The sequence below is a fragment of the Streptomyces sp. NBC_00878 genome, from assembly GCF_026341515.1.
In the GTDB taxonomy this organism is placed as follows: Bacteria; Actinomycetota; Actinomycetes; order Streptomycetales; family Streptomycetaceae; genus Streptomyces.
In genome coordinates this window covers 9,769,644-9,795,911 of sequence record NZ_JAPEOK010000001.1, presented here as the reverse complement: position 1 = coordinate 9,795,911, position 26,268 = coordinate 9,769,644, and the positions used below count along the sequence as shown (strand labels likewise).

Annotated in this window: 25 protein-coding genes; 12 read left to right on the top strand and 13 right to left on the bottom strand. The window is 70.6% G+C overall.

The features are described from left to right. Positions 1-7: 7 nt before the first annotated feature. Positions 8-2,230: a catalase/peroxidase HPI gene (katG, locus tag OHA11_RS42610; protein ID WP_266506187.1), complete on the top strand. Its 2,223-nt coding sequence runs from the start codon at positions 8-10 to the stop codon at positions 2,228-2,230. A 310-nt stretch (positions 2,231-2,540) separates the two neighbouring features. Continuing rightward, positions 2,541-3,269, top strand: a complete 729-nt coding sequence (locus OHA11_RS42605) for a protein kinase (RefSeq protein WP_266506184.1) — start codon at positions 2,541-2,543, stop codon at positions 3,267-3,269. Here the strand turns inward: OHA11_RS42605 and OHA11_RS42600 are convergent. After that, positions 3,266-4,246 carry a hypothetical protein gene (locus OHA11_RS42600; RefSeq protein ID WP_266506181.1) on the bottom strand — a complete coding sequence of 327 codons (981 nt, stop codon included), beginning with the start codon at positions 4,244-4,246 and terminating at the stop codon, positions 3,266-3,268. The genes OHA11_RS42605 and OHA11_RS42600 overlap by 4 nt on opposite strands. 102 nt (positions 4,247-4,348) lie before the next feature. After that, the gene (locus OHA11_RS42595) at positions 4,349-5,059 is read right to left on the bottom strand and encodes a GntR family transcriptional regulator (protein ID WP_266506178.1); all 711 of its coding nucleotides are present in this window, start codon (positions 5,057-5,059) and stop codon (positions 4,349-4,351) included. 90 nt (positions 5,060-5,149) lie between these two features. On the opposite strand from OHA11_RS42595, the gene manD reads away from it, so the two are divergent. From manD to OHA11_RS42565, 6 genes are all read left to right on the top strand, one after another. Continuing rightward, positions 5,150-6,358, top strand: coding sequence for a D-mannonate dehydratase ManD (gene manD, locus OHA11_RS42590; protein ID WP_266506175.1), 1,209 nt, complete (start codon positions 5,150-5,152; stop codon positions 6,356-6,358). Then, complete coding sequence (locus OHA11_RS42585; RefSeq protein WP_266506172.1) at positions 6,355-7,800, top strand: mannitol dehydrogenase family protein; 1,446 nt, start codon at positions 6,355-6,357, stop codon at positions 7,798-7,800. Before manD ends, OHA11_RS42585 begins: the two co-directional genes overlap by 4 nt. Positions 7,801-7,920: 120 nt before the next feature. Continuing rightward, on the top strand, positions 7,921-9,315 hold the full coding sequence (locus OHA11_RS42580; protein ID WP_266506169.1) for an MFS transporter: 1,395 nt from the start codon (positions 7,921-7,923) through the stop codon (positions 9,313-9,315). Further along, positions 9,312-10,391, top strand: a complete 1,080-nt coding sequence (locus tag OHA11_RS42575; protein ID WP_266506167.1) for an L-idonate 5-dehydrogenase — start codon at positions 9,312-9,314, stop codon at positions 10,389-10,391. The genes OHA11_RS42580 and OHA11_RS42575 overlap by 4 nt, the downstream gene beginning before the upstream one ends. Positions 10,392-10,532: 141 nt before the next feature. Beyond that, complete coding sequence (locus OHA11_RS42570; protein ID WP_266506164.1) at positions 10,533-11,546, top strand: sugar kinase; 1,014 nt, start codon at positions 10,533-10,535, stop codon at positions 11,544-11,546. A 58-nt stretch (positions 11,547-11,604) separates the two neighbouring features. Next, entirely contained in the window at positions 11,605-12,228 is a 624-nt protein-coding gene (locus OHA11_RS42565) for a bifunctional 4-hydroxy-2-oxoglutarate aldolase/2-dehydro-3-deoxy-phosphogluconate aldolase (RefSeq protein WP_266506161.1), read from the top strand. Positions 12,229-12,363: 135 nt separating this feature from the next. On the opposite strand, the gene OHA11_RS42560 is transcribed toward OHA11_RS42565, so the two are convergent. Both OHA11_RS42560 and OHA11_RS42555 read right to left on the bottom strand, forming a co-directional pair. Continuing rightward, positions 12,364-13,539 (bottom strand): cytochrome P450, encoded by a 1,176-nt coding sequence (locus OHA11_RS42560; RefSeq protein WP_266506158.1) that lies wholly within the window; start codon positions 13,537-13,539, stop codon positions 12,364-12,366. A gap of 112 nt (positions 13,540-13,651) precedes the next feature. Then, positions 13,652-14,599, bottom strand: coding sequence for a hypothetical protein (locus OHA11_RS42555; RefSeq protein ID WP_266506155.1), 948 nt, complete (start codon positions 14,597-14,599; stop codon positions 13,652-13,654). A 559-nt stretch (positions 14,600-15,158) separates the two neighbouring features. On the opposite strand from OHA11_RS42555, the gene OHA11_RS42550 reads away from it, so the two are divergent. Both OHA11_RS42550 and OHA11_RS42545 read left to right on the top strand, forming a co-directional pair. Then, positions 15,159-16,067 (top strand): peptidoglycan-binding protein, encoded by a 909-nt coding sequence (locus tag OHA11_RS42550; protein WP_266506152.1) that lies wholly within the window; start codon positions 15,159-15,161, stop codon positions 16,065-16,067. Further along, positions 16,064-16,987, top strand: a complete 924-nt coding sequence (locus OHA11_RS42545) for an XRE family transcriptional regulator (RefSeq protein ID WP_266506149.1) — start codon at positions 16,064-16,066, stop codon at positions 16,985-16,987. Before OHA11_RS42550 ends, OHA11_RS42545 begins: the two co-directional genes overlap by 4 nt. A 134-nt stretch (positions 16,988-17,121) precedes the next feature. On the opposite strand, the gene OHA11_RS42540 is transcribed toward OHA11_RS42545, so the two are convergent. From OHA11_RS42540 to pqqA, 6 genes are all read right to left on the bottom strand, one after another. After that, complete coding sequence (locus OHA11_RS42540; RefSeq protein ID WP_266506146.1) at positions 17,122-18,255, bottom strand: sorbosone dehydrogenase family protein; 1,134 nt, start codon at positions 18,253-18,255, stop codon at positions 17,122-17,124. 61 nt (positions 18,256-18,316) lie between these two features. Further along, complete coding sequence (gene pqqE / locus OHA11_RS42535; RefSeq protein ID WP_266506143.1) at positions 18,317-19,447, bottom strand: pyrroloquinoline quinone biosynthesis protein PqqE; 1,131 nt, start codon at positions 19,445-19,447, stop codon at positions 18,317-18,319. After that, positions 19,444-19,713, bottom strand: a complete 270-nt coding sequence (pqqD, locus tag OHA11_RS42530) for a pyrroloquinoline quinone biosynthesis peptide chaperone PqqD (RefSeq protein ID WP_266507817.1) — start codon at positions 19,711-19,713, stop codon at positions 19,444-19,446. The genes pqqE and pqqD overlap by 4 nt, the downstream gene beginning before the upstream one ends. Positions 19,714-19,856: 143 nt before the next feature. Continuing rightward, positions 19,857-20,666 (bottom strand): pyrroloquinoline-quinone synthase PqqC, encoded by an 810-nt coding sequence (gene pqqC / locus OHA11_RS42525; RefSeq protein ID WP_266506140.1) that lies wholly within the window; start codon positions 20,664-20,666, stop codon positions 19,857-19,859. After that, positions 20,663-21,553, bottom strand: coding sequence for a pyrroloquinoline quinone biosynthesis protein PqqB (gene pqqB, locus OHA11_RS42520; protein ID WP_266506137.1), 891 nt, complete (start codon positions 21,551-21,553; stop codon positions 20,663-20,665). The genes pqqC and pqqB overlap by 4 nt, the downstream gene beginning before the upstream one ends. 10 nt (positions 21,554-21,563) lie before the next feature. Then, positions 21,564-21,731: a pyrroloquinoline quinone precursor peptide PqqA gene (gene pqqA / locus OHA11_RS42515; protein WP_266506134.1), complete on the bottom strand. Its 168-nt coding sequence runs from the start codon at positions 21,729-21,731 to the stop codon at positions 21,564-21,566. A 295-nt stretch (positions 21,732-22,026) separates the two neighbouring features. Between pqqA and OHA11_RS42510 the strand changes: the two genes are divergently transcribed. After that, positions 22,027-22,959, top strand: a complete 933-nt coding sequence (locus OHA11_RS42510) for an NADP-dependent oxidoreductase (protein WP_266506132.1) — start codon at positions 22,027-22,029, stop codon at positions 22,957-22,959. Between the two features lie 54 nt (positions 22,960-23,013). Further along, complete coding sequence (locus OHA11_RS42505) at positions 23,014-23,775, top strand: SDR family NAD(P)-dependent oxidoreductase (RefSeq protein WP_266506129.1); 762 nt, start codon at positions 23,014-23,016, stop codon at positions 23,773-23,775. A 341-nt stretch (positions 23,776-24,116) separates the two neighbouring features. Here the strand turns inward: OHA11_RS42505 and OHA11_RS42500 are convergent, their stop codons facing one another. The 3 genes from OHA11_RS42500 to OHA11_RS42490 all read right to left on the bottom strand — a co-directional run bounded on the left by OHA11_RS42500 (position 24,117) and on the right by OHA11_RS42490 (position 26,108). Next, the gene (locus OHA11_RS42500) at positions 24,117-24,755 is read right to left on the bottom strand and encodes a hypothetical protein (RefSeq protein WP_266506126.1); all 639 of its coding nucleotides are present in this window, start codon (positions 24,753-24,755) and stop codon (positions 24,117-24,119) included. A 112-nt stretch (positions 24,756-24,867) separates the two neighbouring features. After that, positions 24,868-25,302 carry an ester cyclase gene (locus OHA11_RS42495; protein WP_266506123.1) on the bottom strand — a complete coding sequence of 145 codons (435 nt, stop codon included), beginning with the start codon at positions 25,300-25,302 and terminating at the stop codon, positions 24,868-24,870. A gap of 32 nt (positions 25,303-25,334) precedes the next feature. Beyond that, positions 25,335-26,108: an SDR family NAD(P)-dependent oxidoreductase gene (locus OHA11_RS42490; RefSeq protein WP_266506121.1), complete on the bottom strand. Its 774-nt coding sequence runs from the start codon at positions 26,106-26,108 to the stop codon at positions 25,335-25,337. Positions 26,109-26,268 lie beyond the last annotated feature (160 nt).

Here is a 26,268-nt window from a genome sequence, read left to right as displayed (position 1 = left end):
GACTCTCATGACTGAGAACCATGATGCGATCGTCACTGACCCGAAGCCCGAGGAGGCAGGCGGCTGCCCGGTCGCGCACGGGCGCGCGCCGCACCCGACTCAGGGCGGCGGAAACCGCCAGTGGTGGCCGGAGCGGCTCAACCTGAAGATTCTTGCCAAGAACCCCGCGGTGGCGAACCCCCTCGGTGAGGACTTCGACTACGCCGAGGCGTTCAAGAACCTCGACCTCGCTGCCGTTAAACAGGACATCGCCGAGGTGCTGACCACCTCGCAGGACTGGTGGCCGGCGGACTTCGGCAACTACGGCCCGTTCATGATCCGTATGGCTTGGCACAGTGCGGGCACCTACCGCATCAGCGACGGCCGCGGCGGCGCCGGTGCGGGCCAGCAGCGTTTCGCTCCCCTCAACAGCTGGCCGGACAACGGCAACCTCGACAAGGCCCGCCGTCTGCTGTGGCCGGTCAAGAAGAAGTACGGCCAGAGCCTCTCCTGGGCCGACCTCATGATCCTCACCGGCAACGTCGCCCTGGAGCAGATGGGCTTCGAGACCTTCGGCTTCGCCGGCGGCCGTGCGGACGTCTGGGAGTCCGAGGAGGACGTGTACTGGGGTCCCGAGACCACGTGGCTCGACGACCAGCGCTACACCGGCGACCGTGAGCTGGAGAGCCCGCTCGGCGCGGTCCAGATGGGCCTCATCTACGTCAACCCCGAGGGCCCGAACGGCAACCCGGACCCGATCGCCGCGGCCCGTGACATCCGTGAGACGTTCCGCCGGATGGCGATGAACGACGAGGAGACGGTCGCCCTGATCGCGGGCGGTCACACCTTCGGCAAGACCCACGGCGCGGGCCCGGCGGAGAGCGTCGGCGCCGACCCCGAGGCCGCCCCGATCGAGGCGCAGGGCCTGGGCTGGAAGAACTCCTTCGGCACCGGCAAGGGCGCGGACGCCATCACCTCCGGCCTGGAGGTCACCTGGACCACCACGCCCACCCAGTGGAGCAACGGCTTCTTCGACAACCTCTTCGGCTACGAGTGGGAGCTCACCCAGAGCCCCGCCGGCGCCAACCAGTGGAAGCCGAAGGACGGCGCGGGCGAGGGCACTGTCCCGGCCGCCCACGACTCCTCGAAGAAGATCGCTCCCTCGATGCTCACGACCGACCTGTCGCTGCGCTTCGACCCGATCTACGAGCCGATCTCCCGCCGCTTCCACGAGAACCCGGCGGAGTTCGCGGACGCCTTCGCCCGCGCCTGGTACAAGCTCACCCACCGCGACCTGGGCCCGAAGTCGCTCTACCTCGGCCCGGAGGTCCCGGCGGAGACCCTGCTGTGGCAGGACCCGCTGCCGGCGGCGGAGGGCGAGACCATCGGCGCCGACGACGTCACCGCCCTCAAGGCGAAGATCCTCGGCTCGGACCTGACCGTCTCGCAGCTGGTCTCCGCCGCGTGGGCGTCGGCCTCGACGTTCCGCGGCAGCGACAAGCGCGGCGGTGCCAACGGCGCGCGCATCCGTCTGGAGCCGCAGCGCGGCTGGGACGCCAACGACCCCGACCAGCTCGCCCAGGCGCTGCGTGTCCTGGAGGGCATCCAGGCGGAGTTCAACTCCGGCGCCAAGAAGGTCTCCCTGGCCGACCTGATCGTGCTCGGCGGCAGCGCGGCCGTCGAGAAGGCCGCCAAGGACGCCGGTCACGACGTCGTGGTGCCCTTCACCGCGGGCCGTGTCGACGCGACGGAGGAGCACACCGACGCGGAGTCCTTCGCCGCGCTTGAGCCGACCGCCGACGGGTTCCGCAACTACCTCGGCAAGGGCAACCGCCTGCCGGCCGAGTACCTGCTGCTCGACCGTGCGAACCTGCTGACCCTCAGCGGCCCCGAGCTGACGGTCCTCGTCGGTGGCCTGCGTGTCCTGGGCGCCAACCACCAGCAGTCGTCGCTCGGTGTCCTCACCGCGACCCCCGGAAAGCTGACGAACGACTTCTACGTCAACCTGCTCGACCTGGGCACGACGTGGACGGCGACGTCCGAGGACGCGACCACCTTCGAGGCCCGCGACGACGCCACGGGCGAGGTCAAGTGGACCGGCACCCGTGCCGACCTCGTCTTCGGCTCGAACTCCGAGCTGCGCGCGCTCGCGGAGGTCTACGCGAGCGATGACGCGAAGGAGAAGTTCGTGACCGACTTCGTCGCGGCATGGGCGAAGGTCATGGACCTGGACCGGTTCGACCTCGTCTGATCAGATCGATTCGACCTCGTCCCATCAGGTCGACTTGACGGCCAGGCAGGCCCGCACGGGCCTGCCTGGCCGTCCTCGTTCCGGGACTTCCCCACCCGCCCCACAACCTCTACGCACGAGGACGTCTGATGCAGGCTCCGCGTAGACACCGCGAACTGATCGCCACACACAGTAGGTTCGGCCACGTATGCGGCCCCGCGGGCGCGTGCGCCGGGGGACTCGGGGTGAGGGGTACTGTGCGTTCCGGAGTGCGGTTGGCCGACCGCTATGTCCTCAAGGAGGTCATCGGCGCGGGGCGGAGCGGCGATGTGTGGCTGGCGGCAGCCTGGACCGACAGCCGCCGATGTCTCCCGTACGGGCGGCCCGCATCGGTGCCCAACTCGCGGACGCATCAACCGCTTTGCATGAGGCGGGCATCGTCCACTGCGACGTCAAGCCCGCCAACGTCGGCCGCACCCGGCGCGGTACCGCGAAGCTGCTGGACTTCGGCGCCGCGTACCGGGTCGGCGGCACGGAGACCATCACGGCCAACGGCCCGTTCAGCTTCACCCCGGACTACGCCGCCCCCGAACTGGTCCGGGGGAACGTCCCGCGACCTGCCTCGGCCGTGTTCTGCCTGGCCACCACCCTCTACGCGCTGGTCACCAGCTCGCCGCCGCGCGGCGGCGACGAGTCCGAGGAGGCCGACGACCACCGGGCGGCGGGGAAGGAAGAGGAGGCCGGGAGACGAGGAACGGGGAGGACAGCGAACGCCTCAGGTACTGGAAGGCCGAGCAAGGCGTCATCGAGATGGACGCCGCCGCCGTGGGACCGCTGCACCCCGTGCTCTCCGCCATGCTGCGGCGCGATCCGCGACAACGCCCCGATGCCAGCGAGTCCGTTCCTCGGGAGGCGCGGGCTCCGGCACCTCGGGCAGGGCATGCGTCGGATCGTTCATCCTGGTCTCCCCCGGTCACAGAACGAGTCTCGATGCCCGCATGGTGCCGCCCTGCCCCCGGGACCCCTCCCGGGAGCAGAAGCTCCTGTCGCACGCTCCTAACGCATGAGTGCGCCGCGCAGCGTGAGGTTGTAGTTGGTGCGCAGGCGGCGCAGTTCCCAGAGGCCCACCGCGGTGACCGACAACGGGGCGCCGAGCATGAGCGCGATCCCGATCGGCCCCGGCAGGGAGCTGTAAGCACCCGTGAACAGGTCCACCAGTGCCATCTCCCACACGAGCGTGATCGCCAGCAACGGCGGCACCGTCTCGTGGATGTCCGCGGTGCGGAAGACGTGGACGAGGGACATCCCGACGCCGTAGACGACGAACGGGAGGACCCAGACGATCGTGAGCAGCGTGACGACCACGGTGACCACCGTCATCACGGGATTGGTGGCGAACCGCCCGCTGACCAAGCCGGTGAGCACGGACGCGGGGAACACGGCCATGCCGCCCATGATGGCCAGGATCGAGCCGAAGGGCTTCGCGGTGCGGCGCAGCAACTCCTGGCGGGCCGGTGGCCGGGCCGCGGCGATCAGCAGACCGACAGCCACCGGGAAGGTCGCCGCGAGCACAAGGACGTTGATCCAGGCCTGGCTGCCGCGGTCGCTCGCGACGTCCGCCGCGGAATCGGCGAGTTTGTAGGAGAACGTCACCCACAGGACGGCGCACAGGCCGACGATGGTGCGGATCTTCTGGACGCGGGCGACCACCTCGTCGTCGACCCGGTCCGGCCGCGACGGCGTGAAGACCTTGCGCCCGATCGCGATGGGACCCGCCGTGCGCCACAGCCGTCCGAGCGGTCCCACGCGCCGCGCGGGCTGCGGTCCCGGGTACGGCGGGCCGGGCTGCGGAGGGTAGGGATGCGGGCCGTTGGGATACGGAGCGTTGGGGTTCGGCCCGTTGGGATACGGGGCGCCTGGCGGGTAACCGCCGGGCGGCGGTGGGGTGTTGTACGGGTACGGACCCTGGGGCGGCGGAGGCACGTTGCCACCGCGAGGGTCGTACGGCGGCGGCCCCTGCGGGTTCCAGGCGTTCATCTCTGCGGGTCCCCCGATTCGCGGCTGAAGTGACGGACGCTTCGCCGCAGTGTATTGGTTGCAGAAGGGAAGCAATTATCGGAGGCCCGGGCTACCGGCAGGTCACTCCCAGACGACGACGTTGCGTCGTACGGGCGTCGACGAGGCGTCGGTGGCGAACAGTTCGGGTGAGTGCGCGCGGATGCGTTCGATGTCGCTGAAGACCGCGCGGAGGTGAGTTCGCATGGCCGTGCGGGCGAGCGGGACGTTCCCGCCGACGATCGCCTCGAAGATCTCGTGGTGCTGGGCTGCGAACACGGCCGGGGACACGTTCTCGTGAAGGCCGAGTCGCCGGGCCCGGTCCAGGTGGCCCTTGGCCGCGGCGACGGTGGTCCAGACCTCGCCATGGCCGCTCAGCCGCATCAGGCCCTGGTGGAACGCCTCGTCCAGCTCGAAGAACTCCTCCAGGCCGAGGTCCGCGTGGTGCTGGCGGTTCAGGTTGCCCCGGAGTTCCTCGACGACCGCGGGGTCGAGCCGCCCGGGAAGATCGTCCAGTGAGGCGAGCTCCACCGCTTCCCGGAGGAACTGCGCGTCGGCCACCTGCGCGGAATCCACCCGTGACACGAACGACCCGATCTTCGGGAAGACCTGTACCAGTCCCTCCTGGGCCAGCAGGATCAGGCTCTCCCGCACCGGTGTGCGGCTGACGCCGAGCGACGCGGCGAGTTCGTTCTCCGACAGGGCGGCGCCCGGGGCGAGTTCGAGGGTCAGGACCATCTGGCGCAGCTTCAGATAGATGTCGCGCCGACTCGTCCGCCCGTTCCTTTGAGCCATGGGCACATCGTACGTAGGACGACGACACAAGTATTGCCACACTGCGCGACAGGTGCTTGTATACAAGTACTTCGCGACCAAGGAGCGCCTGTGAGCAAGATCGAACGTGTCGAGGTTTTCGTCGCCTCCCCCGGCCGTACCTTCGTCACGCTGCGCATCACCACGTCGGACGGCGTGACCGGACTCGGTGACGCCACGCTCAACGGTCGTGAGCTGTCCGTGGCGAGCTACCTGCGCGACCACGTGGTTCCCCTGCTGATCGGCAGGGACCCCGCCCGTATCGAGGACATGTGGCAGTACCTCTACAAGGGTGCCTACTGGCGGCGCGGGCCCGTCACCATGACCGCCATCGCCGCCGTCGACACCGCGCTGTGGGACATCAAGGGCAAGACGGCCGGGCTGCCCGTCCACCAGCTCCTCGGTGGCCCCTCCCGCGACGGCGTGCTGGTCTACTCGCACGCCAGCGGCACCGACACGCCCTCGCTGCTGGACGACGTCGAGCGTCATCTGGAACTGGGGTACAAGGCTGTACGGGCCCAGGCCGCCGTGCCCGAGGTCGGCGGCACGTACGGCGTGCGCAAGGGCAGGATCTACGAGCCCGCCGCGACCGAGCTGCCCGACGAACAACCCTGGGACACCGAGGCCTATCTCGGCTTCGCGCCCACCTATCTGGAAGCGGTGCGGGAGCGGTTCGGCTTCGGCTTCCACCTCCTGCACGATGTGCACCACCGGCTGACCCCGATGGAGGCGGCCCGGTTCGGCAAGAGCGTCGAGGGCTGCCGGCTGTTCTGGATGGAGGACCCGACCCCGGCCGAGAACCAGGAGTCGTTCCGGCTCATCCGGCAGCACACCACGACACCGATCGCGGTCGGCGAGGTGATGAACTCGATCTGGGACGTCCAGCACCTGATCACCGAGCAGCTCATCGACTACGTACGCACCACCGTCGTCCACGCGGGCGGGATCACCCATCTGCGGCGGATCTTCGACCTCGCCGCGCTCTACCAGGTGCGGACCGGATCCCACGGGGCGACCGACCTCTCCCCGGTCAGCATGGCCGCCGCCGTGCACGTCGACATCGCCGTGCCCAACTTCGGCATCCAGGAGTACATGGGCCACGCCGAGGAGACCGCCGAGGTGTTCCGTACGGGGGTGACCTTCGCCGACGGAATGCTGCATCCCTCCGAAGAGCCGGGCCTGGGCGTCGAGTACGACGAGAAGGCGGCCGAACGCTTCCCCTATCAGCGGCGCTACCTCCCGGTCGCGCGCCGCCTCGACGGCTCGGTGCACGACTGGTGAGCGCCGACGACCTGTTGGGCCGCGCGGCCCTTCTCCGTCTCCCGCCCGAGCTGCGGCCGGCCGTCGACCCGGCCGACCTGCGCACCCGTGTCGTCCACTTCGGCCTCGGCGCCTTCCACCGGGCGCACCAGGCCGTGTACACCGAGCAGGCCGCCGCGCGTTCCGGCGAGCCCTGGGGCATCACGGCGGTCGCGCCCCGGTCGGCCGGGACCGTACGCGCCCTGCGGGACCAGGACTGCCTGTACTCGGTCACCGAACGCCGGCCGGACGGGCACCGCACGCGTGTCGTGGGTGCCGTCGTCGACGCGCTGGCCATGGGAGCCGATGCCAAGGCCGTCGACGCCCTGATCGCCGACCCGGAGGTGACGGTGGTGACCCTGACCGTGACGGAGAAGGGCTATCACCGTTCCCCGTCGACCGGCGGGCTGGACACCGCGGCCGGGCCCGTCGCCGCCGACCTCGCCGCGGGCCCCGATGCGCCTCTCACCACGGTGGTCGGACGGCTGGCCGCCGGGCTGGCCGCGCGGATGCGCGCGGGCGCGCCCCCGGTCAGCGTCGTGTCCTGCGACAACATGGCGGGCAACGGCGTCGCGCTGGGCCGCGTAATCCACGACTTCGTCCGTGCGTCGGCCTGGCCGGACCGTACGGAGATCCTGGACCGGATGGCCGAGGCCGTCGCTTTCCCCGCGACGGTCGTGGACCGGATCGTGCCCGCGACGAGCGAGGCCGACCGGACGGCGGCCGACGCCGCGCTCGGGGTGCGCGACGCCCTCCCCGTGACGGGCGAGCCGTACCGGCAGTGGGTACTGGAGGACTCCTTCGGTGCGCCCCGGCCGCCCTGGGAGCTCGACGGCGCCCTGTTCGTCCCGGACGTCGCGCCCTACCAGCTCACCAAGCTGCGAATGCTCAACGGCTCGCACTCCGCCCTGGCCTACCTCGGTGCGGCCGTGAGCCTCGGCACCATCGCCGAGACCATGGCGGCAGACTGGGGCGAGCGCCTCGTACGGGCGCTGTGCGCGGAGGTCGCCCCCACCCTCCCGGCCGACGGCCCCGATCCGGTCGCGTACGCCGACGATCTCGTCGTACGTTTCCGCAATCCCGCCATGCACCACCTGCTGCGGCAGATCGGCTCCGACGGATCACTGAAGATCACGGAGCGCTGGCTGCCGGGCCTGCGCGAACTCCGGGCCCGCGGCACGAGCACGCCGGTCCTCGAACTGGCCCTCGCCGCCTGGGCGCACAGCACCCGCCGGGCCGACGCGCCCACCGACCCCGCCGCCGAGGCACTCACCGCCTGCTGGGGGCCCGCGATCCGCCCCGCCGCGACCGTACGCGCGCTGCTGCGCGTCCTCGGCGCGACGGACCTGGCGGACGACGACGCCCTCACCACCGCCGTCGCGGACCGGCTCCCCGCCCTGCGGGCCGGCCGCGTCGAACTCTGATCCCCGTCCCTTCCCTCAGCTTTCCCAGTCCCTGTCCCTTCCCTCAGCTTTGGCATTCCCTGTCCCTCCCCACTGCTTCCCCCGTCCCCGAACATCGTTCGCCGAACAATGGAGTTCACGATGAAGGACAGCGTCATAGCCGCTCAGCAGACGCCATCCGCCCAGCGCAGCACCCGCGATCTGACCCGGGCCGCCGTCTCGGGCTGGCTCGGCACGGCCATGGAGTTCATGGACTTCCAGCTCTACTCGCTGGCCGCCGCGATCGTCTTCAACAAGATCTTCTTCCCGGACGTCAGTCCCGCCATCGGGCTCATCGCCGCGATGGCCACCTACGGCGTCGGATACGTCGCCAGGCTCGCAGGCGCCGTCTACTTCGGGCGGATGGGCGACCGGATCGGCCGCAAGAAGGTCCTGTTCCTCACCATCCTGCTGATGGGCGCTTCCACCACCCTGATCGGCGCCCTGCCCACGTACGCCACCATCGGCATCCTCGCGCCGATCCTGCTCGTCGTGCTGCGCCTGGTACAGGGCTTCGGCGCGGGCGCCGAGATCGCCGGGGCCACCGTGATGCTGGCCGAGTACGCGCCCGTGCAGAAGCGGGGCCTGATCTCCTCGCTGGTGTCGCTCGGCACCAACTCCGGGACACTCGCCGCCTCCGGCCTGTGGGCCATCCTGCTCGCCGTCCTCAGCGAGGACCAACTGCTCTCCTGGGGCTGGCGACTGCCCTTCCTGCTGAGCTTCGTGCTGATGATCTTCGCGGTCTGGATTCGCCGCAGTCTCAAGGAGAGCCCGGTCTTCGAGAAGCGCCCCGACGTGGTGGACGGGGTGGCGCTGGCCCGTGACGAGGTCGAGTCCGTGATCGCCACGGCGGACGAGCACAAGGGGAGCGTGCTGGCCGCGGGTATCCGCCAGCGCAAGGGCAAGGCGTTCTTCCTCGCGCTGGGACTGCGCTTCGGCCAGGCGGGCAACTCCGGGCTGATGCAGACGTTCCTGGTCGGCTACATCGCCACCAACCTGGCGGTCGGCCGGTCCGTCCCGACGGACGCGATCGTGTACGGCTCGCTGATGGGCTTCGCCACCGTGCCCGTGATCGGTCTGCTGGGCGACCGCTTCGGACGCCGCGTGATCTACCTCGCGCTCTCAGCTCTGACCGTCGTCCTCGCCTTCCCGGTGATGCTCCTCATCACGTCCGGCTCCACCCCGGGCATCATGCTCGGCATGGTCCTCGGCCTGAATGTCGGCGTCCTCGGTCTGTTCTCCCTCGAAAGCGTCACGATGGCCGAACTCTTCGGCTCCCGCACCCGGTTCACCCAGCTGGCGCTCGCCAAGGAGATCGGCGGCATCCTCGCCACCGCGATCGGACCGGTCCTCGCGGCCACGCTCACGGCCGTCACCGACAGCTGGTGGCCCATCGCGGCGATGCTCGTCGTCTACTCGCTCATCACCTTCGTCAGCGCGTTCCTCGCGCCCGAGACACGCGGACGCGACCTGGTCCGACTGGAGGACGCCGTATGAGGGCGGTTGTGGTGCACGGTCCCGGCGACGTACGCGTCGACGAACGGGCCCGGCCGGTGCCGGGCGCGGGCGAGGTGCTGCTGGCCCTGGAGTGGGGCGGGATCTGCGGATCCGACATCGCGTACTGGAAGAAAGGCGCGTCCGGCACCGCCGCGCTCACGCACCCGCTGGTGCTCGGGCACGAGTTCGCGGGCCGGGTCGCCGCGCTCGGCAACGGAGTCACCGGCCTCCGGGAAGGGCAGCCGGTCACCGTGCACCCGGCCCAACTGGTCGGCGACGGCGTCCTTCCCGAGCGGATCGCCGGCCGGACCAACCTCTACCCACGCGTCCGCTACTTCGGCTCGGCGGCGTTCGACCCGCACACCGACGGCGGGTTCAGCGAGTACCGGGCGGTCCCCGCGACCCAGATCCGGCCGCTGCCGGACGGCGTCGGCACCGAACAGGGCGCCCTCGCCGAGCCGTTGGCCGTCGCCCTGCACGCCGTCGGCCGGGCTCCCGCGTTGCGCGGCCGTACGGTCCTGGTCAACGGCTGTGGACCGATCGGCTCCTTGGTCGTCGCCGCCGCGCGCTACCGAGGAGCGGGCAGGGTCGTCGCCGCCGACCTGGCGGCGTCCTCCCTCGCCGTCGCCCGCGCCATGGGCGCCGACGAGACGCGCGACCTCTCCGCCGGCGAAGGACTGCCCGAGGACGTGGACGTGGTCTTCGAGGCGTCCGGCGCCCCGGCCGCGCTCGGTCCGGTGCTGCGGGCCACGGCCCGCGGAGGCACCCTCGTCCAGGTGGGCAACCTGCCCGGTACGGCCGTGGCCGCCGCGCTCGGTGACCTCGTGACCCGGGAGATCACCTGGGTCGGCTCGTACCGCTTCGTCGAGGAAATCGACGAGGCGCTGCGCGCCCTTCGGGACGGCCTGGACGTGACGCCGCTGATCACCCACCGCTTCCCGCTGGAACGGGCCGAGGAGGCGCTCGCCGTCGCCGCCGACCCGGGCAGCGGGAGCAGCAAGGTCATGCTGCGCCTCACCACCGAAGCCACCGAAGCCACCGAAGCCACCGAAGCCACCGAAGCCACCGACGGGTAACGCGGGGCGGGGCGCCCTGGTTCGGGTCCGTCCGCCGCGCTGGGCGCCTCCGCGCCCTCCCCGCGCGCACTCGCCGCCACGCCGCCCCACACCGCCACCCCGTCAAGTCCGTACTCCCGTACCGTCTGCCAGGAGAATCCCGTGCCCTTGCCGTCCCCTCCGTACGCCGCCGACAGCCGGGAGCAGGTGGCCGACGTCGTGTGCGTCGGCGAGACGATGGCCGTCCTCAGCCCGCCGGACGCCCGCCCGTTCGCCGAGCAGCCCGTGCTCAGCATGGCCATCGGCGGCGCCGAGTCCAACGTCGCCTGCGGACTGGCCGGACTCGGACACCGCGCCGCCTGGCTGAGCCGCCTGGGCGACGATCCGTTCGCCCGTCGCATCCTGGCCGAACTCACCGCGCGGGGCGTGGACGTGAGCGCCGTCGAGACGGATCCGGAACGGCCGACCGGGGTCTACTTCAAGGATCCGGGACCTGACCGCACCCGCACGCACTACTACCGCGGCGGATCGGCCGCGACCCGGATGGGCCCGGAACTGGCCCGGCAGCCCGCACTCCGCCGGGCCCGTGTCGTGCATCTGTCGGGCGTCGCCGCGGCCATCTCCGACAGCTGCGCCCGCCTGCTGAGGGAACTGCTCGTCGGACGGGACGGCCACGCCACGCGGGGGCCGGTCGTCTCCTTCGACGTGAACCACCGTCCCGCGCTCTGGCGCGGCGGCGACGCGGACGCCGCGGGGAGCCTGCTGGCGCTCGGCCGCGCCGCGGACATCGTGTTCGTCGGTCGGGACGAGGCCGAGGCGTTGTGGGGCACCGCCCGTCCGGACGACATCGCGGCCCTGCTCGATCCCGCGCCCGTCGTGGTCGTCAAGGACGCCGAGCACGGAGCGACCTCGTACACCGACGGGGTGCGGACGTTCGTGCCCTCGCTGCCCACCAAGGTGGTCGAACCGGTCGGCGCGGGCGACGCGTTCGCAGCCGGTTACCTGGCCGGTGTCCTGGAGGACCGCGACGAACGCTCGCGGCTGCGCCTGGGCCACCTGGCGGCCGCCGCCGCGCTGCGGACCAGGGACGACGTTCCCGTCATGCCGTCGCGCGCCGAGACCGACCGGTGCCTCGCCCTGGACGACGACGCCTGGGCGGCCACGGCGCCCCGCTGAGCGAGAAGACCCCGCGACACAGCCCGATTCGGGCCCCACCGAAGGAGAACTCCCGCCCATGACCGCCGACTTCCTCACCCAGCTGTCGGAGGACCGCGTGATCGCCGTCGTCCGCGCACCGGAGATACCCGACCCGGTCGCGTTGTGCGCGGCCCTGCGTGCCGGCGGGATCCGCTGGATCGAGTTCACCCGCACCACCCCCGGACTCGCCGCACACCTGCGACGGGCGGTGGCCGACGACGGGGACGGCATCGGCGCGGGCACGGTCATGACCGCCGAGCAGGCCGAGGAACTGATCGACGCCGGGGCCAGGTACCTCGTCACGCCCGGCTGCCGCCCGGGAGTGGCGAGGGCAGCGTCGGCGGCCGGAGTGCCGGTCGTCCTCGGCGCCCTCTCCCCGACGGAGGTCGGTCTGGCGCTCGACCTCGGCGCCGACGCGGTGAAGATCTTCCCCGCCCGCGCCTTCGGCCCCGGACACCTCCGGGATCTGGCGGGCCCGTTCCCGGACGTACCCCTGGTGGCCTCGGGGGGCGTCAACGAGGACAACGCGGCCGACTTCCTCGCCGCCGGGGCACGTGCGGTGTGCGCCGGTTCGAACGTCGTACCGCCCGCGGTGGTGGCCGCCGGCAACTGGCCGGAGATCACCCGACGGGCCCGCGCGTTCACGGACGCCTGCCGCTGACGGGCGGGCTCGGATCCGGGGCCGAGATCGGGGCCGGGGCCGGGGTCGGGGTCGGGGCCGGGGCCGGGGTCGGGGTCGGGGTCGGGGTCGGGGTCGGGGTCGGGGCCGGGGCCGGGGTCGGGGTCGGTATCAGCTTCAGGCTGCGCTGTCCCACAGCACGTGCAGGGTGAGCGGCTTGCGGAAGACCAGACCGTACGGTGTGGTGGGGTGGTCCGGGTCGAGCCGCAGGGCAGGGAGGCGTTCGAGCAGGTGCTGAAGGGCGATACGGGTCTCCAGGCGGGCCAGGTGCGCGGCGAGGCAGTAGTGCGGGCCGTGGGCGAAGGCCAGTTGGAGGCGTGCGTTCTCGCGGCGGACGTCGAACCGGTCGGGGTCGGCGAAGACGGCCGGGTCGCGGTTGGCGCCCGTCAGGGAGACGGTGACCAGGTCGCCCTTGCGGATCGTGGCCGGGCCGAGCACGGTGTCGCGGGTGGCATAGCGGTCCACGACCGCCGCCCCGGGTTCGAGGCGCAGCGATTCCTCGATCGCGCCGTCCAGGAGGTCGATGTCGGCCCGGACCAAAGCGAGTTGGCCGGGGTGTCGGAGCAGATGCAGCAGCGCGTTGGTGATCATCCCCTCGGTGGTCTCGATGCCTCCGAACATCAGAACCGCGGCGTTGGAGGCCACTTCGGGCAGCGCCAGCCGCCCGGCGGCGGAGCCGAGGAGCGACGACCCGCCCCGCTCAGCGACGGTGGCTTCCACCGCCGCCCGTAGCCGCGCGTACGCCGCCGTCCCGGCGGGCCCCGCCTCGTGTCCGGCGGTGATGTCCGAGACCGAGCGGACGATGGAGTCGTACCAGGCAAGCACCGTGGTCGCGTCGGTGCCGACCAGCCCGAGTGCCTCGGTCACGACGGCGACCGCGAGCGGGCCGGCGAAGGCACGTCGCACTTCGACGGCGCCCGTCGGTTCCAGCGCGGTGATGAGCCGGTCGGACTCCCGCTCGATGAACGAGGCGAAGCCGTCACGGACCTCCCGCGGGCGGAAGGGCTGATTGAAGGGCTCGCGGTGGCGGGCGTGCTCGTCACCGTCCAGGGACAGCATGCTGGGCCCGACGACCTGCGCGGTGGAGAACCGGGGGTCGTCGACGGTGAAGGTCGCGGCGTCCCGCATCACACCGAGCGCGAGGTCACGCCGGGTCACCAGCCAGCCGTCCAGCTCCGGCACCCATGACACCGGCTCATGCGCGCGCAGCAACGCCAGTCGCTCATGCGGATCCTGGGCGAGTTCGGCGAGCGTGGTCGCGGCACCGAGCGGAAAGGAGTCGACGACGCTCATCGCGGACTCCGGCCGACCACACCAGCTACACCAGCCAGCTCAGCTACACCAGCTACAGGGAAACGGATCACAGCCAAGGCTAACAATCCGCCCGCCGTCCGCCGCCGCGAGGTCAGGCGTAGAAGTGGATCGTGCCCCGCAGAGCCGCCTCGGCGCCCTCGCAGTGCTGGACGAAGGTCCCCGCGAACGCCTTGATCGTGCCGTCGTCGTCGCGCGCGAGTTCCGTCACCGTCAGCTCTCCGGTAACCGTGTTGCACCCGCGTCCGTTGCCGTACACGTCGAGCCCGGCGATGCCTTCGGCGGCGCTGCGCCGGGCTTGGTAGGTGCGCCCGGCCTCGAACCGCTCACCGGTGGGCGCGGCGAGGGACGCGCTCCAGTACGCGCGCTTGCCCGAGACGCCGTACTGGATTCCGTCACCGCTGCCGGAGAGGGAGAAGGTGCTGGTGGCGCCGGTGTGGGTCTGGCTCACACCCTGGCCTATGTAGTCACCGGCGTCGCTGGTGTAGGCGTAGGACAGCGGGCGGGCCCGGTACTTGACGACGCCCTTGAGCGCGGGGGCGTCGGCGGACTCGCAGTGCTGGGTGTAGGTGGCGTCCAGGACGGTGATCGCGCCGGAGGCGTCGGTCTCCACCTGGTCGACCGAGAACTCGCCGTACACCTCGTTGCAGCCGCGGCCGTCGCCGGAGACATCGAGACCCGGGGCGCGGCCGGTGCGGAAGGGGGCCCGCTCGGCGTCGCGGTAGACGCCCGGGTGCAGCTTCTCCCCCATGGGGGCGGCGAGGTCGACGTCCCACCAGGTGGTGTCCGTGGAGACCCGGAACCGGACGTACTCCGCGGTGCCCTCGGCCGTGATGGTCGCGGTCGTCGGCGTGTACGCGACGCCGGTGCCCTGGCCGATGTAGTCACCGGTCTGGCTGGTGTGGCTGTACTCGGTGGCCGCCGCCGACGTCCCGGCAGCCGCCACGGCGGGCTGGGCCAGGGCTGTGGTGAAGCCGATCGTCGCGGCCATGCTCGCCAGCGCGCCGGTCAGAACGCGTCGCCATCCAGTGCGTGTGCGCACGGATGCATCCCCCTCCGTAGTGATGGGCGCCCCCAGCGAGCACCCGCACCACAGTTGTAACAACCACCACTGACAACGACCCCGATTCCGCACGGAGGTAGCCGAATCCCGCACAGAGGTAGCCGAAAACGGGCCGCGGCTGACCATTGCCGCGGCCCGTTCGCCCCCTCCCCCATCCCCCCCACGAAGCGGCCTGTCCTCTCCCCCGAGAAGAGGACAGGCCGCGTAATTCAGCTCAACGGACGACGACCACGTGCCCTCTGTGGGCGAAGTCCGCCGAACCGGTTGGCTCGGCAATAAGACTCTATGGCGGGCGGCATGCTGCGCCACAACCGCCGGGAAATTGACGTCATCGTGGGACGTCCCAGCCGCTGACCTGCGATGACACCACCCGCCGAGACGACACGGCGGGACGCTTCCGGCAAAGTCGCCGCGGCGGCTGATGGCCGATTCGGTACGGAAGCGGAACCGGTATGTGGGGCACATCGTGAAAGCTGATGCACAATGCGCGGGAAAAGTGGACAGCTGACCATCGTCCACGAACGCGAGTGGGGGAAACATGTCGCGTTGGAAAGCTCTGCCCGAGGAACTGGATCCGCGTGTCCGGCAGTTGGTGATCCGCCTGCGCCGGCTCAAGGACCACAGCGGGCTGAGCCTGCGGCAACTGGCGACGAAATCGGGATACAGCGCGTCGTCCTGGGAACGGTACCTGGGCGGGCGGTCGTTGCCGCCCCGGGAGGCCGTCGAGGCACTGGCCCGGATCTCCGGTGACGAGCCGACCCGACTGCTCGTGTTGCACGAAGTCGCCGCCGAGGCCTGGGCGGACGGACGCGCGGGCAGATCGGCATTGGAGGCACGGGAAGCAGCCGACGCGACTGCCACAAGCGGGGCAACTGTGCCAACCAGCGCAACTGGCACGGTTGAAGCCTCTGAAGTACGTCAGCCGGCCGGGGCCGACAGCTTCGGCCCGGACAGCATCGGGCCGGACAGCCCGTCGGTCCCGAACGAGGAGACACGGCACGGGCGTTCGCTGCGCGTCGCGCTCGTGGCGGGGACCGTGGCACTGGTGCTCGCCGTCTCGTCAGCGGTCCTGCTGTTCGTGCGGCTCTCGGACGACGAGAGCAGCGCGTCGGCCTCCCCCCTCGGCTCGGCCACCTCGCTCGCGTCGCCTTCGCCGTCGCCGCCGCCGTCCGGGCCGCGTTCGTACGCCTGCGTGGTGGAACGGACCGGCGACCGCTGGTACGCGGGCAACAGCCGCACGCTGGACGCCACCCTGGCGGAGGGCCTCGCCGGTCCGGAGGTGGCCGAGGCACAGTGCCTGCTGCGCAGGGCGGGCCTCTCCCCGGGGGCCATAGACGGAATCTTCGGCCCGCACACCAAACGCGCGGTCAAGCAACTGCAGAAACGGGCGGGCCTCGTCGTGGACGGCCTCATCGGCCCGCACACCTGGGAGGCACTCCGCCGATGACGCGCACGACGACGTCGCCGGAACGTGCACGACTGGCGGCGGCGCTACGGGACCTGCGGACACGTACCGGCCTGAGCCTGACGGGACTGGCGGAACGGACCGCGTTCAGCAAGTCGTCCTGGGAGCGCTATCTCAACGGCAAGTCCGTGCCGCCGCGCGACGCGGTACGGGCACTGTGCCGACTCGCCTCCGAGCCGGAGGACCGATGCCTGGCGCTGTGGGAGATCGCGGAATCGGAGTGGTCCGGACGCGGGGCTCAACCACAGCCACAGCCCCAGGCACCGGCACCGGCACCGGCACCGGCACCGGCACGGCGTACGGATGCGACGGCACAGGAGTCAGCGACCGATTCGGAACCCGTCCCGGCCGAGGCGTCCGCTCCGGCCTCGCGGGATGTCACGCGCGCCGAGCGCAGGGGCGCGGCCGTGGCGGTGCTCGTGTCGGTGTGTGCCGTGGTTGTCGGCGGTGTGGCGGTGGCCCTCTTCTTCCTTCTGGGCCAGGACGCACCGCGCTCGTCCCCGTCCGCGTCCCTCTCCGCGTCCCCGTCCGTAGCCGGGCCCGGCTGCCGGGGAGCGGCGTGCGAGGGCAAGAGCCCCATGGACATGAAGTGCGGGGTCGGTCCGCAGACCCTCGCCTCGCACCGCACGGCGTCGGGAGCCATGCTGGAACTGCGCTACAGCGAGGCCTGCGGGACCAGTTGGGCCCGGATGTGGGAGACCCGGATCGGCGACCGGCTCACCGTGACCGCGGACGGCAGCCCGCGGCCCGCCGAGATCCGGGTCGAGGTCGAGGACAGCGCCGACACGGCGGCGTACGTCTACACGCCGATGACCGCCACCCGCTCCGGCACGGTCGTTCGGGCCTGCTTCCGCCCGGCGCCGGACGGCCGGGAGGAGTGCTTCGAGGGCCGCGTCCGCTGACGGGACGAGAGCGCGCCCTCCCTCGAGCGCGCTCTCACTCTCGCCGCACGCCACACGCCACACGCCGCACGCCGCACGCCGCACGCCGCACGCCGCACGGAACTCGACGGTCGGCTTCGAACGGACCTCGGAGGTCAGCCGAGGGTGACCCGCAGGACGCGGTCCGCGCCGTCCGGCTGGCCTCCGGGGCCGTCGGCGTTGGTGGTCGTCAGCCACAGCTGTTCACTGCCGGGCACCTTGAGCACCGTACGGAGCCGACCGTACGTACCGACGTAGTACGCCGTCGCCGTACCCACGTTCTCGGTGTCGCCGTCGATGGGGATGCGCCAGAGTCGCTCGCCGCGCAGCGCGGCCATGTAGACGACGTTGTCGGCGATGGCGATGGCGCTGGGCGAGGCCTCGCCGGTGGTCCAGGTCTTCTTCGGGTTGGTCATCCCGGCGGTCGAGCAGGTGCCCTCACAGGTGGGCCAGCCGTAGTTGGCGCCGGGCTTGATCAGGTTGAGTTCGTCGAACCGGGTGTTGCCGAACTCGGCCTCCCACAGCCGTCCGTTGCGGTCGAAGGCGATGCCCTGCGGGTTGCGGTGGCCGAGGCTGTAGACGTAGTTGCCGAAGGGGTTGCCGGGGGCCGGCTGCCCGGAGGTGGTCAGGCGCAGGATCTTGCCGTTGAGGGAGTTCGGGTTCTGGGCGAGGGAGGTGTTCTGGGCGTCGCCGGTCGTGGCGTACAGATAGCCGTCGGGGCCGAAGGCGAGCCGTCCGCCGTTGTGGAAGGTGGCCTTGCTGATGCCGCGCAGGAGCACCGTGTAGCCGCTGAGCGAGGTGCCGTTGTACGTCATGCGGGCGATGCGGTTGCCTTCGGCGGCGGTGTGCATGAAGTAGACGTAGTGGTTGGTGGCCCAGTCGGGGTCGACGGCCACGCCCATGAGGCCACCCTCGCCGCCGGTGGTCTGGCTGTTGGGGACGGTCCCGACCTGGGTCTTGACGCCTTCGGGGGTGACCTTCCAGACGCGGAAGTCGTCGCGCTCGGTGACCAGGGAGTGGGAGCCGTCGGGCAGCCAGCCGACGCCCCAGGGGACGGTGAGCCCGGTGGTGAGGGTGGTGACGGATGTCGGTACGCCCTCGGCTCCCGCGGGAGCGACAATGCCGACGGTGTCGACGGTATCTGTGGTGTTGGCAGTGTCGGCCTGGGCGGTTCCGAGTCCGGTGACTCCCGTGAGCAGCAGCCCGGTCAGGGACAGGGCCGCGCCCGCGGTCAGCGCTCTGCGTGTCATGGGTGTGCCGGTCGGTCGCATCGGTGCTCCAAGTGGGGGGTTGGAAGGAATCCGGTAGGGGTCACACGCTGCGAGGGCCCTGTGGGGCGCCTCGCGGGGGATGGGAACGGGGGACCATCGGGAGGGTCGGCGCCGACAGGGACGCGTCGACGAGTGTCCGTACCAGGCCGTGATCGGGCGACAGTCGGCACACGGGATCGGTGCGGGAGGCGTCGCCGGTGAGCGCGTACGCCTGGCAGCGGCAGCCGCCGAGGTCCGTGTCCCGCTGAGGACAGGAGCGGCAGGGCGCGGCCATCCAGTCGGTGCCCCGATAGCGTTGGAAGGCGGGCGAGTGGTGCCAGGTCCACTCCAGGGAGCGGTCTTTGACGTTCGGGGCGTCGAGCCCCGGCAGGGTGGCGGCGGCCGGGCAGGGCAGCACCGTGCCGTCGGGGGCCACGGTCAGCGAGACGGCGCCCCAGCCACCCATACAGGGTTTGGCGATTCCATCGACGTAGTCCGGCACCACCCACACCACCTCCACACGTCCGGCCATGTGCTCCCGCCGGGCCTCGACGACGGCCCGTGCCCGGTCGAGCTGTTCGCGGCCGGGCAGCAGTCGGTCCCGGTTGACCATCGCCCAGCCGTAGAACTGGGTGTTCGCCAGCTCGATCCGCTCCGCTCCCCAGTCCAACGCGAGGGATAAGAGGGCATCGACCGCGTCCAGGTTGCCCCGGTGGAGTACGACGTTCAGGCCCAACGGCAGTCCCGCCTCCCGGACCAGGGCCGCGGCCTTCCGCTTGGCGGCGAAGGAGCGGCTCCCGGCGATCCGGTCGGAGGCGGCGGACTCGGCATGCTGCACGGACAGTTGGACGCTGCGCAGCCCGCGCTCGATGAGGATGGTCAGCCGCTCCCGGGTCAGGCCGACGCCACTGGTGACCAACTGGGTGTAGATGCCCGCCGCGTCGGCCGCCCCGACGATCTCGGGCAGATCGCGCCGCAGCAGCGGCTCACCGCCGGAGAGGTGCGTGTGGACGACGCCCAGCTCCCCGGCCTGGCGCATGACGTCGGCCCACTCGCCGGTACGGAGTTCGGCGGATCCGCGGACCAGTTCCACGGGGTTGGAGCAGTACGCGCAGTGCAACGGGCAGCCGTGGGTGAGTTCCGCGAGCAGCGCCCAGGGAGGGGCGGCCGGCGTGGCGGGGCTCTCGGTCATCGCAGCCAGCCCTCCTCGCGCAGGCGTAACAGGAACCCCGGGACCTCCGTGGCGACGGACGCGCCGGGAAACCGTTCGGCCAACTCGGCGACGATCGCCCGGACTTCACGTCGGCCGTCGCAGAGCCTCAGCACCGCGCCCGCGCTGCCCCGCAGCACGACCACGCGCTCCGGCATGAGCAACAGGTCGGTGCCGCGCACCCGGTCGTGCCGGAGCATGACGGACCGGCTCAGCACCGGGGTCCAGGCCTCGGCGTCCGCAACGATGCCTGCCCCTTCTGCTTCGTTCCCGCCGTCGCCCTCACCCTCGTCTTCGTGCTTGCCGTCTCCCTCTGTTTCGTTCTCGCCTTCCTTCTTTCCTTCGTTCTCGGTCGAGGCGGGGCCGGCTGGGGGCGCCTCGCTCAGGGGTTTCACGGCCGCTCCCCCGCTCCGTCCACAGCATCGAGCAGCGACCACAGCACGTCGCACTTGAAGGCGAGCGCGGCGACGGCCCGTTCCTGCTTCTCGCGGGTGAGCGCCCACCGTTCGACGAGGTCGAGCGCCTCGGCACTGTCCCGGCCGCCCTGCTCGACACGCGTACGGAAGTAGGCGAGCCCCTCGGCCTCGATCCACGGGTAGTGGTGCTCGAAGGCGGCGATGCGGGTGCGCATCAGCCCGGGAGCGGACAACTCGGTGAGCGAGGCGGCGACGGCCTCCAGCGGGGACCTGAGCCGGCAGAAGTTGACGTAACCGTCGACCGCCAGCCGCACCCCGGGCAGTACGTCCTCGCCGGACCACAGCCGCTCCCGGCCGAGTCCGGCCGCCTCACCGAGCCGCAGCCAGCGCTCGATGCCGCCCTCCCCCTCCCGTACGCCGTCGTGGTCGACGATCCTGCGCAGCCACATGCGGCGGAGTGCCGGGTCCTCGAACTTGGCGAGGATCAGGGCGTCCTTGACGGGGATGTGCCGCTGGTAGTGGAAGCGGTTGGTGATCCAGCGGCGCAACTCGGCCGGGGTGAGCGCACCTTCGTGCATCCGTACGTTGAAGGTGTGGCGGTCGTGGTAGCGGGTGGCGGCGACATCGCGCAGGCGCTCTTCGAACTCCGGGCGGCTCCAGGGGTCCTGCCGGTCCTGGGGGTTCGTGCGCTGGGCAGTCGCGTCCTGGGCAGTCGTGTCCTGGGCAAGCGCGTCCTGCGCAGTCGCGTCCTGGGCAGTCGTGTCCCGTAAGGGTGTTGTCGTCACAGCTCGATGACCATTCCGTCGGCGGCGGCCTCTAGTCCCCGGTCGGCCAGTTGCTTGTGCCGGTCGTCGGCCGGGTCGGTCAGGGGGTTGGTGTTGTTGAGATGCGTGTACAGGCGGCGGGCGCGCAGCCCGGCCAGACGGTGCGCGGTGCCCGCGGACCCGTCGATCGGCAGATGTCCCATGCCGCTCGCGGTCCTGGTGGAGATCCCGGTGCGCACGGGCTCGTCCTCGTCCCAGAAGGTGCCGTCGACGATGACGCAGTCGGCGGCCTCGACGGCCTCCCGCAGGGCGTCCGGCCAGGCGGCGAGGGCGGGAGCGTAGACGAGGGACTTTCCCGTGGCCGGTTCGCGGAGCACGAGGGCGACCACCCAATGCGGGTCGTCTGCGCCCGTTCCCACCGCGTACCGGGGGCGTTTGGCGGCGACGGGCACGGCCACGGCCTCCAGTTCCGGGCCGAGCGGCAGCGGAGCCGTGCCCAACTCCCGCCAGTTCAGCACCGCGTACGGTCCGAGCACGGCGTCGAGGCGCGGGCCGGTGCGCAGCGCCTCGCGCACCGGGGCGGTGGCGACCAGCTCCAGGCTGTCCGCCTCGCGCAGCCTCGCCACGCCGAGGGTGTGGTCGAGTTCGGCGTCGGTGAGGACAACGCCCGCGACCGGGGTCTGCCGGGCACCGGGACCGGGGTGCAGCGCGGGGGTGTCCTCGATCTGGTCCCCGATGTCGGGGGTGGCGTTGACGATGTACCAGCGACCGGCGTCCGCTCGCACGGCGAGGGACGCGTGGCGGCGGCGCCGCTCCGGATGGGCGCGTGCCCCGGCGCAGCCGGGACACGCACAGTTCCACTGGGGCAGTCCGCCGCCCGCCGCGGTGCCGAGCACCTGCAGCAGCACAGCGGCGGGGTTACCGCGTGGCCAGCGCGTACGCCGTGACTTCGAGCGCGGTGTCGACGATCTCGTACTCGGGTGACTGCCAGCTCGCGCCATCGGTGACGGCGGGACCCGGCCGGTCCGGCGCCTCCTCGGTCTTCCGGCCGTCTTGACGCTCCCGAAGCTCCTGGATGTCTCGCATATCTGTCCTGCCTTCCTGCGTGGGGGTTCAGGATCGAACAGATCACTGCTGGTGCACCTGGACGGACCGGACACGGTGACTCATAAGGGTTCTTTGCGTTCAGTCCTCTGCTTCAGGATCGCAAACCTGACGAGACACGGTCAATCGCTCGACCCGAATCGGGCCTGATCCGCGAGGCGAGCGGGACAGCACTGTTGACGCGTCAACAAATACCTCTATTATTGATACGTCAACAAGGCTGGACCTGGGTGGCCCGCCGTCGGGCTGTCCGGCGCCATCGATGAGGAGGACCGTCATGAAGGCACTGGTTGCCCGGTCATACCGGCCGCTGGAGGATCTCGAGTTCGCGGACCTTCCCACGCCCGTTGCCGGGCCTGGCCAACTGCTGGTCCGTCTGCAGGCGGCTGCCCTCAACGCCGTCGACAAGGTGCTGGTGACCGGCGCCATGCGCGATGCGCTGCCGGTGCGGCATCCGTTCGTGCCAGGCGTCGACATCAGCGGAGTGGTGGAAGCCGTCGGCGAAGGAGCCACGCATTTCGGCATCGGTGACGCGGTCATCGCCTGGAACAGCGTGGCCTCCGGAGCGCTGGCCGAGTACGTCCTGATCAAGGACGCCCCCTCCGCGGCGCGACGCCCCGCGGAACTGACGGCCGCCCAGGGCGCGGCACTGCCCACGGGCGCGCTGACCGCGGCAGCCCTTCTGGACAACGTCCGCGTGTCCGACGGCGGAAGTGTTCTCGTCGTGGGCGCCACGGGCGGCGTCGGCTCCTACACCGTTCAGCTGGCCAAGCAGGCGGGACTGACCGTCGTAGCCACGGGCCGCGCCGACGACCGGGACTTCCTCGGCCGACTGGGCGCCGACCACGTCCTCGACTACCGCCAGGTCGATGTCGCGCGGGAGACACACCGCTTGATCCCCGGAGGCGTCGACACGGTCATCGATGTCGCGAACGCCGGTCCCGCATTGGCCACGACCGCCGCGGCGGCCAGGAACGGAGGCACGCTCATCTCCCCGCTCGGCGGACCACCCGCCTTCGAGCGAGACGTGACCGCCGTCTACGAGGGAACCCGCGCTCCCGAAGGCCGACTGGAAGAACTCGCCGCCAAGGCGGCCAAGGGAGAGCTGCGTGTCGAGATCGACTCCGACTACCCCTTCGCACAGGCCCGCCAGGCCCTGGTCGACTTCGCCTCCCACCACATCCGCGGCAAGGTGACCGTCACCTTCTGACGCGCCCGCACCCGGCCACACCACAAGGGCTCGATCAAGGAGCTGAACGCTGTGATGGACAACCCTCTCGACTTCACCGGCAAGACCGTACTCATCACCGGTGGCGCCACAGGCATCGGCCGCGCGGTGGCCCTGGGCTTCGCCCGACAGGGCGCCGCGGTGGTCATCGGCGATGTCGACGACCGCAGCGGCGAAACCGTCCGCCTCATGGAAAAGGAGGGTGGGCAAGGGCTTTTCGTCCCCACCGACGTGACACGGGCACACGACGTGGAACACCTCGTCACCACGACCGTGGACACCTTCGGCGGCCTGGACGTCGCCTTCAACAACGCGGGCGTCTTCGTGCCGCCGGCCCCTCTGGCACAGCAGACGGAAGACGCCTGGGACAAGGCGATAGCCGTAGATCTCAAGGGCGTCTTCCTGTCGCTGAAGTACGAGATCGCCCACATGGTCACGGCCGGCGGAGGGGCGATCATCAACACGGCCTCGATCGCCGGACTCATCGCAGACCCGGACATGGCTCCCTACGTGGCCGCCAAGCACGGAGTGATCGGGCTGACGAAGGCGGCGGCGGTCGACTACGGAAAGTCCGGCATCAGAGTCAACGCCCTGGCTCCGGGCCTGACCCGGACCGCGATGACCCAGCCCTGGCTCGACGACCCGGCCAAGCGGGACATCGTCATGGCCGGCCCGCAAATGGGCCGCGCCGCCGAACCCGAGGAAATCGTCGGCATGGTTCTTCATCTTGCCTCCCCGGCGGCCTCGTTCACCACCGGCGGTGTCTTCGTCGTCGACGGAGGCCAGACGGCGCACTGACGAGGGGCCGACGAGCCGAGGAGCCGATCTGTCTCCTCGCCAGACAGGTGGATACGGGGATACGGGGAGCAGTTCGAGCAGTGGGCCCACGGCATCCTGAACGAGGCCGCCGCTTTCCCCGGACACCTCGCCTACGGGCTGTTCAGACCCTCCGCCGGGCAACAGCCCTCAACTCCCGCCACCCCGCTGGAAAATGACGATTACCGCTGCGCTCGGCATCCGTGGTGTTCAGCGCCTGGATGACGTATGCAGCTCTGCGCCTCGTCTCCAATCCCAAGGTCGTGTCCGCAAAGTCCCGCCTGCCCGGCGACGCCTGGCAGGCGGGACTTTGCGGACACGACCTAGTCCAGGGTGGCCCGCGAGAGGAGGGGGGCGAGGGCCTGGCGTGCCTGTTCGGGGGTCACCACGTTCTGCGGTGCGAGCTCTTCATAGGTATAGCTGGCGGAGTCGACATAGATGCGCTCGCCGATCAGCTTGGCTTCTGAGGTGTACGCGAAGATCTGGAAGATGTTGTAGTTCATCAGGTAGTGCGCATCGGGGTCAGCTGCCACGTCGTGCTGGTGGTCGAGCAGGTACTGCCCCGGGACGACATGTGCCCAACGTGCTTCGGTCGTTACGCCGAAGTCCTCGACGCACATGTTCATGGTGCGGGCCCCCATCACGTTCACCCGGGCCTCGAAGGTCTCACGGTAGAAGTTCTCCACTGCCGCCTTCCCCGTGAGAACCTCGACCGACCCTCGGTCCCCGACCCGGTACACGGGCTCGTCCACCGTCAGCTCAGGGACGATGATCTGGTCCCAGTAGCCCGAGACCTCCAGCAGAAGGTGCCTGAAGTAGTTCTTCAGGATGGCCCGGTGAAACGAATTCTCGGTTTTCTCCAGGTACCTCTCCACCTCCAGCGGCCAGTGCGTGACATCGAAGACGGGCGGGGCGTCCAGCAGTGTCATGGCGTCACGGGTGGAGAAAGAGGTAGGAGTCATCACTTGTTTCCTTTCCTGTGGTGAGGCCTCAGTTATGAGGAGAGGAGCGGGAAGCACGTGGGGAAGCCGGCCGGGGCGGCGGCACGCGGTGCTGTTGCCCCGGCCGCGTGGATCACTGCCCGGTCGGTCGAGCGCCCAGTTGCTCCATCAGGGAGAAGAGGTTCGCCACGCCCCAGTGCTCGGTGATCTTCCCGTCGACCACCCGCATCGCATCGACCGTCTCGAACTGGATCTGCCGGCCGGTGGGGGTAATCCCGAAGAACTCGCCCTTGTGGGTGCCGTGATACGTCTTGTAGGTCGTCACCAGGTTGCCTTCGGCGGCCTGCCAGTGGATGACGGCGTGGAAGTCGGGAAAGGCCGCACGCAACACCTTGTACAGCTCCAGTGCGCCGGCCTTGTCCGGGGTGCGCCCGGGCTGCGGGGTGTGGTCGAGGAAGTCGTCGGAGAACAGCTCGTCGTAGAGCTCGTAGTCGCCGCCTCCCTGTACCTCCTCGGTGTTGCGCCGGATCACTGCCTTGGCAGCTTCGCTCACGTCGATGTCAGTCATGACGACTTTCCTTGTTTGCCGGATGGGGTGTCTCAGATGACCGAGGTCAGTCCACCGTCGACAACGAGTGCCGTGCCGGTGACGTAGGAAGACAGGTCTGACCCGAGGTAGGCGACGGCGTCGGCTATCTCGGACGGCCTGCCCAGTCGGCGCAGCGGGGTGCGCCGGCTGAATCCCTCGGCCGCGGCACCGATGTCGGGGGTGTGGCGCAGCAGGAAGGTGTCGATCGTGCCTGGGGCGACGGTGTTGACACGGATGCCGTCCGGTCCCAGTGCGTCGGCCAGCGCCTTGGCCATCAGCGTCACGCCACCCTTGCTGGTGGAGTACGCCACGGTGATGCCCGCACCGACGATGCCGCCCATACTCCCCATCAGCACGATGCTGCCCGGCTTGCCGTACCGCTTCATCTGTCGTGACGCGGCCTGGGCGCCGAACAGCACGCCGTCGAGGTTGACGGCCATCAGGCGGTGGAAGTCGTCCTCGGCGACGTCCGCGCCGTCCGCCCGGAGAGTGATTCCGGCATTGCAGACCATGACGTCGACGCCGCCGAACTCGCCGGCGGCGTCGACCAGCGCGTCCACCTGCGCCCGGTCGGTGACGTCGGTGGACACGAACCGGGCCTGCACGCCCAGCGCCTCGATCTCGGACGTGACCGGGCTGCCGCCCTCGCGTGGCGTCTCGCCGAGATCCGCGGCGATGACCGCCCGGGCGCCATGCTGTGCCGCACCGATGGCTACCGCTCGGCCGATGCCGCTTGAGGCACCGGTGACGACCACGACCTTGCCCTCAAGGATGGTGCTCTTCATGGCGATTCCCTGTCAGGAAGCGGTGCGCAAGTGGACAAGTGCGTCCTCCGGGCGACCACCTGGTCGAGGACGGCGCCGACCTCATCCGTCAGAGACGCGACCGCAAGCGATTTGTTGACGCATCAACAATATTAGCCCTCGGATGTTGTCACGTCAACGA

Bases quoted from the DNA above. Each gene is read 5' to 3' on its own strand.
- katG (WP_266506187.1), top strand. From the start codon at position 8: ATGACTGAGAACCATGATGCGATCGTCACTGACCCGAAGCCCGAGGAG.
- OHA11_RS42600 (WP_266506181.1), bottom strand. From the start codon at position 4,246: ATGAACGCCTGGAACCCGCAGGGGCCGCCGCCGTACGACCCTCGCGGT.
- OHA11_RS42595 (WP_266506178.1), bottom strand. From the start codon at position 5,059: ATGGCTCAAAGGAACGGGCGGACGAGTCGGCGCGACATCTATCTGAAG.
- OHA11_RS42580 (WP_266506169.1), top strand. From the start codon at position 7,921: ATGAAGGACAGCGTCATAGCCGCTCAGCAGACGCCATCCGCCCAGCGC.
- OHA11_RS42575 (WP_266506167.1), top strand. From the start codon at position 9,312: ATGAGGGCGGTTGTGGTGCACGGTCCCGGCGACGTACGCGTCGACGAA.
- OHA11_RS42565 (WP_266506161.1), top strand. From the start codon at position 11,605: ATGACCGCCGACTTCCTCACCCAGCTGTCGGAGGACCGCGTGATCGCC.
- OHA11_RS42560 (WP_266506158.1), bottom strand. From the start codon at position 13,539: ATGAGCGTCGTCGACTCCTTTCCGCTCGGTGCCGCGACCACGCTCGCC.
- OHA11_RS42550 (WP_266506152.1), top strand. From the start codon at position 15,159: ATGTCGCGTTGGAAAGCTCTGCCCGAGGAACTGGATCCGCGTGTCCGG.
- OHA11_RS42545 (WP_266506149.1), top strand. From the start codon at position 16,064: ATGACGCGCACGACGACGTCGCCGGAACGTGCACGACTGGCGGCGGCG.
- OHA11_RS42540 (WP_266506146.1), bottom strand. From the start codon at position 18,255: ATGACACGCAGAGCGCTGACCGCGGGCGCGGCCCTGTCCCTGACCGGG.
- pqqE (WP_266506143.1), bottom strand. From the start codon at position 19,447: ATGACCGAGAGCCCCGCCACGCCGGCCGCCCCTCCCTGGGCGCTGCTC.
- pqqA (WP_266506134.1), bottom strand. From the start codon at position 21,731: ATGCGAGACATCCAGGAGCTTCGGGAGCGTCAAGACGGCCGGAAGACC.
- OHA11_RS42510 (WP_266506132.1), top strand. From the start codon at position 22,027: ATGAAGGCACTGGTTGCCCGGTCATACCGGCCGCTGGAGGATCTCGAG.
- OHA11_RS42505 (WP_266506129.1), top strand. From the start codon at position 23,014: ATGGACAACCCTCTCGACTTCACCGGCAAGACCGTACTCATCACCGGT.
- OHA11_RS42500 (WP_266506126.1), bottom strand. From the start codon at position 24,755: ATGACTCCTACCTCTTTCTCCACCCGTGACGCCATGACACTGCTGGAC.
- OHA11_RS42495 (WP_266506123.1), bottom strand. From the start codon at position 25,302: ATGACTGACATCGACGTGAGCGAAGCTGCCAAGGCAGTGATCCGGCGC.
- OHA11_RS42490 (WP_266506121.1), bottom strand. From the start codon at position 26,108: ATGAAGAGCACCATCCTTGAGGGCAAGGTCGTGGTCGTCACCGGTGCC.